Consider the following 13,792-nt stretch of genomic DNA (forward strand, 5'->3'; position numbering starts at 1 on the left):
TTATCCTTGGGGAATGTGTGTATTTAAGATAATACTAATATAGTATAGTATTATACCCCAAGGTTTTCAAGAAAAATCCCCTCCGTCCAGCCGATATATATCACGTTTTTGATTTATAGAAGTGCCCATTAATAGATCATCTAGCTGAAAGCTAATGGCTACTTCATCTTACAAATTTAATTTTTATTTAACAAATATTGTAAAAATGACTCTAAAAGTCGTATTATTATCAACCCGAAGCGTTTAGTAAAAGCTGATAGCTAATTTAATTTATTTTTAGTCTGGTTGCGAAAAAATTAAATTTCGATGCTAAACTAACAAGAATTAATAACCTTGTTCTAAAATTATATAACTAACAATTGTTAGTTATAGGATTATCTAACTTAAGAATTTCCTTTGTATATTCTTATCCTAAGTGTCAATGATAAGAGCCCGCATATATCAAACATTAATAATTGCCTCTTAGGATGCAAATACAAGATTTTAATTTAGGTGCACTTAAGCCTGGCACTATTGCAGTAACAACCTTGCTTTATAGCTTATATTTGTGTGGTGTATTGAGCACTGTATCTGTAGTTTACTAGTATCAACGCTCCAGTAGCGTCTATTTGACTATCACGGCTTAGGATCTGGGTATTTTTTTTTTTTTTTAGTCAAATTAAGATACACGCTAGTTTATCCTAACGTTTTAAAGTGCTACGCCTTAGAGATCTGCTTTATTAAATAGGCTACAAGGAAATACGTCTTAAAAATTTTAGATAACTAACGATTGAGTTGTATTTTTTGCTGTTTTAGCCAAGCGTTTATTTATGCTTATCATCAAGAGCCTGAACACATAACTACTGAAATTATTAGGCTCCCTAATAAGGATATTGCTCAAAAGGTTTTTGATTCTAAAGAAAATTTATAATTTTTCTTTAGGCTACAAGATTTGTTTTTTTCTGTTTTGACCATTAAGTTGTGGCTTCCTGCCTAACTTTGTTTATGTTTTGCAGAGTCCTTTTTATGTTTGACACATATATAAGGTCATATGATTGTTTTTTACAATGAACACTACCAAGAAATCATCTTTAGAAAACTCTCCGTACCAAAATGCGCGTACCTCTTTATCTGAGCCTAAGCCACGTAGGTCACGTAGCTCATCAAGTAAAAGTATGAGTTCTACTAGATCTGCACGCTCATCAAGTGCGTCCGAAGTTTATGGCTCTGCTAACAAGCCTTCTACACGTAGTAAAGGTACCTCTAGCCGTAGATCTAGCGAGCGCTCTGGTGAGCATGTAAGCTCTAGAGGCCCTCGCCGCTCAACTTACAGCTCTTCTCTACCTATGGACACTAAACCTCCACGTAGAAGTCCTCGTATTAGAAGTTCGAGCGAAGCTAGCGAACCAACCCGCACTTTAGCTGAGGATGCCGAGATTTTACGCCGCTTTAAGTCTCTCATGCAGCAAAGCAGCGATAACTCCAATGCCCCTGTGGTCTCAGATCCTTACCCAAGCTATCAAGTTGATGAAATGGGTACTGTGATTCATCAAAAAGGCGCTAATCGCCCTAAAGCTGAGGTCAAAGTAGTAGTACGTCGCAAGCGCCCATTAGTTAATGAAGGCGAAGAGTACGAAAATGAAGACTATAGCGCTGAGGCCATGCCAAATGACAGCGAATATTTGGCCGAGGAAAATCAAGCTGAGTCTCAAAACGTCGAGCAAGAAGCTTCTACTATTGATGACAACTTACTCAAAGCAGCCTCTTTGGCCTTTGATCAAGATAATGACCATCAGCCAAGTAAGAGCCGTACTCGCCGCTCCACCAAAGCTAGCACTAGTGTTAAAAAGTCCCAAGCTCTTGGACAAGAAGGCTATACAGATCAAGACTTAGCCTTAACTGATGAGAACGCTAATGCAGAGCAGCTTGTATCAGACGAGCAGGAAATGGCTTTAGTAAAAGAAACTAAAGCTACCACCAAGCCTAAAGCTAAGAGCACCCGTAGCACTAAAACTACCGCCAAGAGCAAAGCTCAAACTAGCGCCAAGTCTACCCAAATTGACGATGAGCCATGTTCCGCCCCTGCCAGCATCAGCGCAAGCGACAGCACTAGCGATAGAGATAGCGCCAGTGCCACCACCACCAGCACCGCTGATTTAAGTGGGGTTGATGATAACTTATTGCGTGCTGCTGCTATTGTTTTTGCCCAAGATCCTGTAATGGGTGTTAGCAAAGAACAATCTCTGGCCTTAGGTATTACTGCCCATGTGGCTGATGCTATTTTGCAAGAGCAAACCCCTGGCAAAAAGAAGAAAAAGAAGAACAAGCTTACCCCTGCTCAAAAGGCTGAGGCTGAGGCCGCCGCCGCAGCAGCTGCCGCTCAAGAGGCTGCTGCTATTGTAGCTTTGTCCAAGCGTTTTTCTGGCCGTAAAATTTCACAAGCTGAGAGCTCTTTAAAAGCTATTGCTAATACTTTAGATGAAGAGCCTAAGAGCTCTAAGTCTTACCAAGCTGCTGCTAATAAGGGCGCTAGCAATAAGAGTGCAACTCAAGCTTTGCTCAACAAATTGGCTAAAACTCAAGCTCAATTGGAAAAAGATGATATCTTGCCAGATAGTTTTGACCTTGATGATAGTCAAGACCTTGATGATAGCCAGTTTGCCAAAGCAGGCACTGAAGAGAGCGATATTAATAATAGCTTAAGCAATTTACCTTATAGCTCCAAGAGTGTCACCGATATTGACAATGAGTTTGAGGACGACGACCAAATCTTAGCCCCTCAAACCGTTAAGGCAGCCCCTAAAAAGACTGCTAAAAACTCCACTACTAAGAGTAAAGAAAAGACTACTGTAGTTGAGACTAAGAGCACCATTTTAAATGGCGCTAATGACACTGCTATTACTATTGAGGTTAAGCGCCGTACTAGCAAGGTTTCATCCAGCAGTAGCGATGAGACAAAGAGCACTAGCAGCAAAAAAACTACTACTGCTAAAACCTCTTCTCGAGCAAAAAGCAAGGCCTAAACTAGGATCTTGCACTTGCATAAGCTTTTAAAGTTTTGGCTCTCATTGTTCTTATAAGCATAGTGAGAGCTAAAAACTTACTAATGAATTAATTTATCTATTATTGCTCTTTCTATAATCAAACATAAGCTTTACCCTCTTACACCCCTTGAAATAGAGTAATTTGCCCCCATATAAGATAGATAGGTTTTTTTTAACTTTTCATTTAACCTTTAGTTTGCTCTTTGCAGCACTAACTTGCTCTTTATTTTTAATTACTCACCTCTAAGTTATCCTCATTGTACAGATGCATACTCTGCATACTATCAGCCACCTACGGCAATAAAAAAGATAACTTATTGTCAGTAATTAACTATGGTGAATACTAGTATGCTCACCATATTTTGTCTCTTAAGCATATAATGCTGTTATTAGCTAAGCAAAGCTTAAATGAGCGTTGTTTTTAGCTCTTTTTAGTACTTAGACACAAGGACATTAAAAGAAATATGGCCAGATTAGATGACATCAAAATGATGTTAAGCTCTCTGTTAAAAATTAAAGAGCCTGAACAAAAGGTTCAAGATGAGAGTGAAAAAAGTTTAAAAGCCGAAGATGGCTTTGATAACGATAATCCTTTGGCTCATACCTCACTTTATCGTGATGAGTTAGGTAATCGTCTGCCTAATAAATTACATGTAGTACCTTTATTAGGTCGTCCAGTACTACCAGCTCAAATTTCTACCATTCAATTAAATATTGAGTGGCTCGATATTGTTACTGATGTTATTGGCTCTTCCCATCATACTTTTGCCCTCTTTAGTGTCGATGAAAGCTTAATTAAAAAGCCTCGTTTAGATATCGAAAAGTTTCCTAAAACAGGTACCGTTGTACGTCTACTCTCTGCTCGCACTGGTCCAGATGAGATTAATCTTGTTTGTGAGGGTGTACGTCGTGTTAGCCTTATTGAAGTAGCTGATCATAAAAAGAATTTAGCTCAAGTTCGCTATCCTGAAATTGAGTACCAATTAGCTAACGAGGAAATTAAAACCACTAGCAAGAAGTCTAAGAAAGAGCTTAAAAAGACCTTAGACCGCTATGCTGCCTTGGACACAAAGCTTCGCAACGTACTTAAAGAGCAAAAGGATTATGCCAAATCCATTGGTGTGGATGTAGTAAAGCAAAAAGGTAAGTTTGATTTTAAATACTACTTACACTCCGACAGCCGCAGCTTAGGAGCCTTGTCTCGTACTAAATTAACTAATCTTTTTGAGTTTTTAAAGATTGACCAAATACCACAAGAGCAAAAAGATGCTATTGCTATGTATTTGGCCCGTCCAACCCGTGAGCAAATTAGCAAGCTTAATGACTTTTACGAGCAAGCTGTTGAGGTCTTAAAAGAGCGCTCAAAATTCCTGCACAATGACTTTTCTAAGTTCACCTCTAAGAATAAAGCTCTCAAAACTTTAATTGAAAAGGATGAATCTGACAGTCTCAACAGCGCTGCTGAGCAAAACAATGAGCAGCCAATAGAGGCTAATGCCGCTAATAAAGCTGCTAATAGTGCCGCTAATAATACCTCTGAACAAGAGCCAAAGACTGAGGCTAATACTCAATTGAGCTTAACTGATCTTGCTCATGAGCTAACCTCAGCTTTACGTGGTGATCTCATTAACAGCATCAAGCCAGCTAAGCGTGATGAGAATTTGCTAATTGGTGTTACTAGTTCTAAGCAACAATTAGAGCTTGATAAAAAGGCCAAGCAAGAAAGCGAACAGCTTAACCTCGATTTTATTGATCGTATGGGTCAAGTATTGGATGCGCCTGAAGACTATGAATTACAGGATCATGGCCCAAACGAGCACGATACTTCTGTACGCACCCGTTTATTCAAATTAATTGAATTAATTGAGCGTAAAGAGCAATTAGAAAGTGAGTTAGCTGAGGGTCACTTTAAGGATGCTGCTCTTAAAGAAATTTTAGAGCAGACTCCTAAAAACACCACCTCTGACGAGAATGATAAGAGTGTTACAGGCCCAAATATTGGCTTTTTGGATAATGACACTTCTATTATTACCTTCATGCCAGGTCGTGAGGCTGATGAAGACCTACTCTTACGCTTAAATGAAATTCAAAAAGAGCACGAGCTTCAGCTTACTAAAGAGGCTTCTTCCTTAAATAAGGATAATCAAAGCGCCAATAGCACAGATGCTAATAGTGGCTCTTCTGGCGATAAGCTTAATATTACTGAGGCCTTAAATCAGGCCGAAGGCGCAAGCTTAAATATTTTAGGCGACTCTATTAAAGATGATGGCTCTACTGAGACCTCTATTGTTATTAACAGTGACAACCAGCAAATGAATCCAGAGCTTAAGGAGTTCTTAAACTACTTAATGCAGGGTAAAGACATTGCTCAAATTGTTAATGATGATTTAAGCAAGGCAGGTAATGATTCTTCTAAATGGGGAGCACTACAAAGAGCGGCTTTAATTCGCTCTAAATTAGCTGCTTTATTAGGCGGTAAAGTAATCTTTGATGTAAGCAATGTTGATGAAAAGAAATCAGGTGCCCAATATGATGTTGAGCTCCGTGCTTATTGCCTAGGTATTACTGCTGCCTTGCAAGAGCTATTACCTTTAAATCCGCTAATGACTGATGAAATGCGTCAGTACTTATCACATTTTGATATGTCTAACCCATCAGTGTTAGCTGATTGCGCTGCTTCTATTACTCAGTCTGAGCCTAAAGAATTACAGCAAGTGCTTGATACTATTGCTGTATTGCCACGTTTAAAGCTTACTTTTGAGTTAATTTCACGAGATCTTTCTGCTGCTAAACTTCAAGATAAGATCAAAATTTCTGTAGCTGAAAAAATCCAAAAACGCCAAAAGGATTTCTTCTTAAAAGAGCAATTAAACGAAATTAAAAAAGAGCTCGGCTTAGCTGCTGACGAAAAAGACCTCGATATTAATAAGTTTAAGGAGCGCATGGAAAAACTTACGCCTCCTGACTATATTAAAGAGCGCTTTGAGGATGAAATTTCTAAGCTCTCTATGCTAGAAACAGCAAGCCCTGAATATGGCCAAACCCGCAACTATGTTGATATCTTAACCTCTATTCCATGGGGTAAGATGGCCAAAGAGCGTTTTAGCAAAAATAGCAAGACTAAGCTCGTTTCAGATAAGGCCTCTGTAGATTTAGAGCGTGCTCGCAAGATCTTAGACGAAGATCATGAAGGATTGCAGGACGTAAAGGATCGTATTATTGAGTTCTTGGCTGTAGGTGCCTTAAAAGGCCATACCTCTGGCCAGATTATGCTCTTTGTTGGCCCTCCAGGTGTTGGTAAAACCTCCATTGGTAAATCAATCGCCCGCGCCTTAAATCGTCCTTTCTACCGCTTATCTTTAGGTGGCGTAGACGACGTATCTGAGATTAAAGGCCATAGACGTACCTATGTAGGTTCCATGCCAGGCAAGATTGTGTCCGCCTTACGAGAGACTAAGGTTATGAACCCAGTCATTATGTTAGATGAGATCGATAAATTAGGTCGCTCCTATCATGGTGATCCTGATTCTGCCTTGCTTGAGACCTTAGATCCTGAGCAAAACAAAAACTTCTTAGACATGTACTTGGATGAAAAGCTCGATTTGTCTAATTGCTTATTTATCTGTACAGCTAATGGTACTGATACTATTTCAGCCCCGTTATTAGACCGTATGGATCCTATTAGACTCTCTGGCTATATTGCTAAGGAGAAGTTTGCTATTGCTAAAAAGCACTTGATTCCACGTGCTTTTGATGAGGCAGGACTTAAGAAAAACTCCCGTACTATCACTATTCCAGATCAAGCCCTTAACGATTTAATTGATGGCTATGCTCGTGAAAGTGGTGTACGTAGTTTAGAGCGTGCTATTGATAAGCTTATTAGAAAAGCAGCAGTTAAGATTGTTCAAGGCCAGAGCAAGGTAACTATTAACTCTGATGACTTAGAGGGCTACTTAGGCACTGCACCATTTAAGAAAGAAAAGATGCTCCAAGGCGTTGGCATCATGACAGGCCTTGCTTGGACTGCCTCTGGTGGTGTTACCTTACCTGTTGAGTCTATTGTTACCAGCCAAGATACCCAAGGCTTTAAGCTTACTGGTTCTTTGGGCGATGTAATGAAGGAGTCTGCCAACATTGCATTTAGCTATGTCCAGGCTAACCTTAGCAATTTCTGCACTCAAAAGGGCTCTAATTTCTTTAAGAAAAAGACAGTCCATTTACACGTGCCTGAGGGTGCTATTCCAAAAGATGGCCCATCAGCTGGTGTAACCATGGCTACTAGCTTGCTCTCTTTAGCTTTAAATGAAGCTCCTAAGAGCCAATTTGCTATGACAGGTGAATTGACCTTAACAGGTCATGTCCTCCCTATTGGTGGTTTACGAGAAAAGACTATTGCTGCTCGCCGTATGGGAATTTATGAACTTATTATTCCTATTGGTAATGAGGGTGATGTTAAAGAACTACCAGAGCAAGTACGTGCCAACGTTACCTTCTACTATGCTGACACCTACAAAGATGTAGCCTACACTCTCTTTGAGAGCGTTCGTCCTTTCTTACAAAAGGCCGACCCAAGCTACCAAGGCCCACGCATGGTAACCTTTAACGATCAAGGCCAATCCTCCGAAGATCAGGCCAAGGCTCAGGCCCAGGCCCAATCAAAGCCACAGGCCCCAGCCAAGGCCAAAGCCCCTGCTAAGGCTCCAGCCAAGCCAAAAGCCACCTCCAAGGCCAAGGCCCCTGCAGCCACAGCTGCTCCTGCTGCTCCTGCTCCAAAAGCAGAGTCTAAGCCAAGTGCCCAGGCCAATACCAAGGATCAAGCTCTAAAGAGCGCAGCTGTAGTAACAAAGACTACTAAAGCTAAGAGCACCACTAAAACCACAGTAGCTACCAAGGCTAAAGTAGCCGCCACAGCTAAGGCAGAACCTAAGGCTACCTCTAAGGAAGCAAAGGTTGAAGCTGAGACTAAGACTGAGGCTAAAGCTAAGGTTGCAACCAAGGCAAAAGCAGCTCCTAAGAGCAAGGCTAAGACTACCGCCACAGCGGAAACTAAGTCTGCGCCTAAGGCCTCAACTAAGACAGCGGCTGATAAGGAAGCTTCCACTACCGAAAAGACTGCTAGCAAGGTTGTTAAAAAGGCAGCAACTAAGACTGCTAGCAAGACTACAACTAAGGCAACTGCCAAAACTAAGGCCGTAAAAGCCAACACTAAACAAACTAAAGTTAAGTCCAAAGAAGAACCAAAGGCCTCTAATTCTAAGTAATGCTTTAGTGTAATCTATTATGAATTAGCCCTAAGATAAGCATATCTTGGGGCTTTTTTATTTGAGGTAAATAGTTAATTAACGCCTGCGTCCCTTAGCTTAAGACACTAAATTAGAACGCCTTAAAGAGCTAGTAGTCGAATATGATTTTTTCCTGAGGCAAGATGGCCTTTAGAGCAGCCAATACTTGATCAAAAGGTATGAGCTCCTGCTCCAGTCTTACTTGCTTGCCCATAGAATGATTAATTAACGCCTCGTAGCACAAGTACTCTTTACCTTTAAGAGTGGCTAAAAAGGTACTAACACTTTCACTCTCTTGCACTATATAGTGCTTATTACTATTGAGTGTATCAATATCCATAAGCATGGTGCGCACCTTTAAAGAGGCATCATAATGGCTATCTTTAAAGCTGTAATTGAGCGCTTCTCTAAAAGAATTGAGAATATTAAATCCATGAGTATCAATATCTCCCCAGTAAATAATATCTTTGTCTTTTAGCCAAGGAAGTTCTGACAATAAACCAACCTTATAGCCACTACCAAATATGGCAATACTATTGGTAATTGCTGGTAAATTTAAATAGCAAACTTCATTTTCACAAATAATGACATGCTCAAAGTTCAGCTTAAGGTGGGCTAATACATCAATAGGCACAATGCTATCTATCATGGATCCAGCGCCTTCATATAAAGAAGAGCTCATCTTAGGATCGAGCATACGCCAACGTATCATTTCCTTTTTATTAGCAAAGCCCCAACGCTTAACAAAATCACTAAAAGAACGTGATTTCTTATAGCCCTGTTTATCAGACTCTAAAGGCTCGTACTCTTGCAGATCACGCTCTTTTGGAAGGCATAAAATTAAGAGCTCATCAATCATACGATAATTGCGCTCTATAAATTTAGTATCCATGAGAGGCAAGCTTACTTGCCTTACATAAATATTAGGGGTGCGCTTTAAACTTGCTAAATAGTCCACCAATTGCACTATTACCCAAAAGTCAGCCCCTATCTGAGCTATAGAACGAGCATGAGTTTTAATATACTCATTAAGCCCCTGATTACGTAAGCTTAGCTTAGATTGATTGCTACCTAAATTAGGATACAAGGGAGCTTGAATACGACTTATTTGCAACTGAAAGCATCTAAAAGAGCCATAAGGTGCCTTAATCTTTCTCTCATGCTCCTTAAGCGGCCCTTTAACAAGATTAACCTTATCAAGCCCCGCCAACACCTCATTAGCTATCAGATAGTTGGCACCACCATTACAGCTACCGCTACCGCTGCCGCTGCTGCCGCTACTACAGCTACCTCCACTACTACAACAACTTTGCTGTACCAAAGAGTTAGAGGCAACCTCTTTACCATTTGAGCCTTCGAGCAACAGTGCCTCTTTTGGCTCTGCCTTAGGTGCTGTTACCTTAGGCTCTACTTTTATCTCAGTTTGAGCACTGGCCCTATCTAAAGCGCTAAAGAAATCTTGATCTGATAAAGAGGAAAAACTTACAGCAGGCTTTACACTTTTAGGCTGAGGCTCTACAGAGGCTACATTGCTCTTAGCTAAATCTATATCATTTTCTTGGGCATATTGGGCAAAACAATCAGCCAGTCCCAACTGTTCCATTAAACTAGGAACAGCAACTGACTCCTGTCTGCTTTTCTTATGATCCTGCCCTACCAAAGCCTTTTGTTTAATAGAACCATTAGTCGCTGAACCTAATTTGTTTCTATCCGCTATTTGCGACTTACCTAAAGCAGGGCTGTTAGCCCCTACAGAGCGCTCTGGAACTATCTTAAAGCCCTGTGCACCTACAGCATTATCTTTATTAGTACTTACTGCATAGGAGGAAGGCTGAGGACAATTTTTAGGGGCAATGAAATGCTCTAAAGTATGGCAATCAGGGAAACATACTTGAGCTAAAACTCTGTGATCACCTAAAGCCCCTCGTGCTTTATGCTCCTGATAAATTAAAAATGGAGCTAATTTGCTACTCTCATATTCTTGCTGCCAGGCTCTAACCTTTGGTAATTCATTGAGCAGCTCTTTAGATGTTGGACTATTAAGGCTAACTACATAAGGATAGCTTGTTGGCAGTGATAGCTCATAAAAGCCACTTTCTTTGCTGTATTTTTTTAAGAGCTTTTCTTTTAACTGCGTCAAATAGAGCATAAGCTTATCCTCAACTATTACTGTATGAACCACTACTTAACCAAATAGGCACATAGGCAATTGCCTATCCTTGTAGCGCCTTAAGCTTAACCTAATCAAACAACATTATGCAAAGCACCACCTGCATACCCCATGATCAGTAATGGTATCGATATTGGCTAATGTTTTAGTAGCATTTTCTGCTGTGGAAACCTGCCATACAAATTGTTCTGCTTGACCATCAACTTTCTTTTTGGCGATGCCTTTATCTGCGATTGCAGCTTGTTTAAATACTTGAGAGTAAATGCCTGACATTGAGAAAACCTGAGACCATTGGAGGTTCAAGGTATCACCAGCATTAGCACCTACTTTGAAAACAATCTTGCCAGCATTAGCTTGACCTTGAGCAGGAATTACCCATATTTTGCAGTTATAGTGACATATTACATTATTTTTTCCCATAATCCCTTATTTTAAGGGATTTTCCACGGCAAAATATATATGTAACATTATGTCACTATGCAAGGTTTAAATTATGGCAGTCATTACTACCCCTGAACTACCTCCTATACTCTTTAAGAAAAACGGAATCTATACCGATGTTTGTACACACCAAAACAAGTGGGATCCTGAGTTAAATAGAGCAACAAGGATTATTGGTAAGAATAAGCAACTATTTGATGCTCTTAATATACCTTTACCTGAACCTGAAATGGCCATTGCTTATGATGAAGATCTGAAGGCTGAGGCTGAAGTATAGTGAGCCTAATTTTAGGCAATAAAAATCCCTATCTAATGCGGTAGATAGGGATTTAACCCATTCTATAGTGACATAATTAACTGCAAAGAATGGGGAATTAAGCTCTAAACATAGATTTCATCAATACTGTTGAAGAATGATAGTAAGGCTTTAAGGTGAAAGGTGGGGAATAATTTTGAGAGGGTATTTTTTAGGCATAAAAAAAGCACCTTGCGGTGCCTAGAATTGAACTGGTCGGTGATGCAGGATTCGAACCTGCGACCCACTGGTCCCAAACCAGTTGCGCTACCGGACTGCGCTAATCACCGACGGCGCTCATTATAATTAGAGGCCTATACCTTGTCAACAAAAATTTTGCAAAAAGTTAATTTAATTTTTACTCTAGGCCTACTATTTTAGTAAATCTCGCTTATTTTAGGCTTTTGTTAAGCTTTCACTAATAAATTATCTAAACCTTGCTCATCCAATGCCAGACAGGTATCACCCTTAGCTACTTTTGCTATTACAGGAATTTTGGTCATAGCCTCAATCATGCGCACATTATCAACATGCATAGCATTGTGCTCATCATAGTTATTAATAATTACTGAAACATCTTTTAGGTTAAAGCCTTCGGCCTTTAAACTAGTAAGTGTCATAACTACATTATTAATACATCCCAAGGCAGCATCACCCACTACTACTATGCTAAGGCCATATTGAGTACTTAGCCTTTTCATAAAGTCAGCAATAGTGTAGCGCCCCTGCTCAACACAGCTCATCATGGCAGATACATGGCAGTGATCAGTGTTTTGCTCGTGCTTTTGAGTGAGCTCCTGCTCTAACGGCTCATGGTTCCAGCATAAAGGACAATAAATACCGCCACTACCTTCTAATACTGTAAGTTGACTATGGTCAGACACCTGTAAAAAGTCATGTTGAATTTTACTGATAGAAATAGGCTCAGAACCTTGATGTTGCTGGGCTAAATGAGGTGATACAGCCTCTTGATATAAATATGAGGTCAAGCTATTGAGATCTTGGCCTAAGTGAGCGAAGTTATTGATATATCCTGCATCAGACTCTTCAATACAATCAGCTCCACTAATAGCAGCTTTATAGTAACCAACTGAGCGTTCTAATAAGCTATGGTCATTATCAAGGCTATAGCGCTCCTCGATATGTGACTTTAATGCTTGGCATAACAAAGCTGTCACATAGGTCTTACCCACATCAGTGCCAGTGCCTGTTACAAAAATGGGACGAAACTTAACTTGATTAGACATGAAAATACCTTTTAGCAGCAATACTGCTCCAAAAACAACTTAGCTCTCAATATCTTATTACTACAGACGATTGGTTAGCACTCTAACTTTACATTCCTCAAAGTAGAGTACTTGGGAGCTCACCTGTTTATTGCCCTTGTATGGCCAAAATAGATTATAGTGGTTTTAGCACTAAATTAACTATTGTTTGCTATGTTGTTTAGAGCTAAAGGCATAAGCAAGACGACACAATGTGAAATGTCTGGTCACTATTAATAAGCAGTCTGCTATTTGCTGGGATTATAGAACGCTAGTGCGTGTTTACCGATAAGGTTAATTTTACCTATTAGATAAGCAAGCTTATAAGGCGATAGCTTATTGTTTTGCCTTGTAAAGTGGCTCTCAAAGCTCTTAAGTAGCAATGCTTAGGAGCTTTGCTAGTTGGTGGGCAGAAAAATAAAAGCCCAGGTTTTTAGGCCTGGGCTGAGGATTGAAGTAAAGCTTAAGCTTAAGCTTAAGCTTATGGGGCTATCTTTACTTCATGAAAACAAAATAAACAGCTGCTACTAAGCAAAAGAATGCTGCAATGTGGTTCCATTGGAAAGCAGTACCCTTGAACATAATGGTCACAATACCTGTAAAGACCACAAGAGATACTACCTCTTGAATTACCTTTAATTGGATAATGTTAAAAGGGCCGCCTTGATCGGCAATGCCTAAGCGATTGGCAGGTACTTGGCACATGTACTCAAATAGAGCAATGCCCCAAGAAAAGAGGATAATTAATAATAAAGGCCAATCTTTACTAATGCCTGTTTGGGATAATTTTAAGTGACCGTACCAAGCAAAAGTCATGAAAACGTTGGATAAGATAAGCAAAAGAACGGAATATACGCCTTGCATTTTTAAAGCTCTTCTACGATGAACAAAAACAACTACTATAAACTAGCAACTTTTGTTCAAAGGCTAGTTTGTTAGTTAAAAGACCAAGAATAGATAGCAACGGTAGGATTAGGGCTTAGGTGTTATCTTGTGGATCAAAGTAATATACATAGTAAGTACGCAGTAAACTTTCTCAGAAATTGAGTTTAGCTTAGCACAAGGAAACTGTCAGTCTCACAAAAGGTAAGAGCACGTAAGTTTGAATTGATAATTTCCTAAACCATATTATGACCATATCAACTATGATCTGGCTCACAATATTATATATTTATACCTAACTTAGCAAGCTGTTTTTGAGCTGTAATCTTGCATTTTTATCGCATTTATCAATCACTATATTTTCTAATACCAGCTTGCTCTTATTTACCTAAAAAATACTTGCCTTAATCATTATCTTTAGCCTTAACCACCCT

At 39.7% G+C, this 13,792-nt stretch carries 7 protein-coding genes and 1 tRNA gene; 3 read left to right on the forward strand and 5 right to left on the reverse strand.

The window, feature by feature from the left end:
- Positions 1–1,046 precede the first annotated feature (1,046 nt).
- Together MXE38_RS08290 and lon are read left to right on the forward strand one after the other, a co-directional pair.
- Positions 1,047–3,002, forward strand: a complete 1,956-nt coding sequence (locus tag MXE38_RS08290) for a hypothetical protein (RefSeq protein WP_246913876.1) — start codon at positions 1,047–1,049, stop codon at positions 3,000–3,002.
- A gap of 485 nt (positions 3,003–3,487) precedes the next feature.
- Positions 3,488–8,284: an endopeptidase La gene (gene lon / locus MXE38_RS08295; protein ID WP_246913877.1), complete on the forward strand. Its 4,797-nt coding sequence runs from the start codon at positions 3,488–3,490 to the stop codon at positions 8,282–8,284.
- Positions 8,285–8,414: 130 nt separating this feature from the next.
- Here lon and MXE38_RS08300 read toward each other — a convergent pair whose 3' ends face one another.
- Together MXE38_RS08300 and MXE38_RS08305 are read right to left on the reverse strand one after the other, a co-directional pair.
- A complete protein-coding gene (locus MXE38_RS08300) occupies positions 8,415–10,454 on the reverse strand; it encodes a DUF3322 and DUF2220 domain-containing protein (protein WP_246913878.1) in 2,040 nt (679 codons plus the stop codon).
- Between the two features lie 105 nt (positions 10,455–10,559).
- A complete protein-coding gene (locus tag MXE38_RS08305; protein WP_246913879.1) occupies positions 10,560–10,895 on the reverse strand; it encodes a hypothetical protein in 336 nt (111 codons plus the stop codon).
- Positions 10,896–10,968: 73 nt separating this feature from the next.
- Between MXE38_RS08305 and MXE38_RS08310 the strand changes: the two genes are divergently transcribed.
- Positions 10,969–11,193: a hypothetical protein gene (locus MXE38_RS08310; protein WP_246913880.1), complete on the forward strand. Its 225-nt coding sequence runs from the start codon at positions 10,969–10,971 to the stop codon at positions 11,191–11,193.
- Between the two features lie 231 nt (positions 11,194–11,424).
- On the opposite strand, the gene MXE38_RS08315 is transcribed toward MXE38_RS08310, so the two are convergent.
- The 3 genes from MXE38_RS08315 to MXE38_RS08325 all read right to left on the reverse strand — a co-directional run bounded on the left by MXE38_RS08315 (position 11,425) and on the right by MXE38_RS08325 (position 13,340).
- Positions 11,425–11,501: transfer RNA gene (locus tag MXE38_RS08315), tRNA-Pro, on the reverse strand.
- Positions 11,502–11,618: 117 nt separating this feature from the next.
- Entirely contained in the window at positions 11,619–12,458 is an 840-nt protein-coding gene (locus tag MXE38_RS08320) for a dethiobiotin synthase (RefSeq protein ID WP_246913881.1), read from the reverse strand.
- 513 nt (positions 12,459–12,971) lie between these two features.
- On the reverse strand, positions 12,972–13,340 hold the full coding sequence (locus MXE38_RS08325; protein WP_246913882.1) for a DMT family protein: 369 nt from the start codon (positions 13,338–13,340) through the stop codon (positions 12,972–12,974).
- Between the last annotated feature and the right edge of the window lie 452 nt (positions 13,341–13,792).

The sequence above is a fragment of the Anaerobiospirillum sp. NML120448 genome, from assembly GCF_023050945.1.
Lineage (GTDB): Bacteria > Pseudomonadota > Gammaproteobacteria > Enterobacterales > Succinivibrionaceae > Anaerobiospirillum.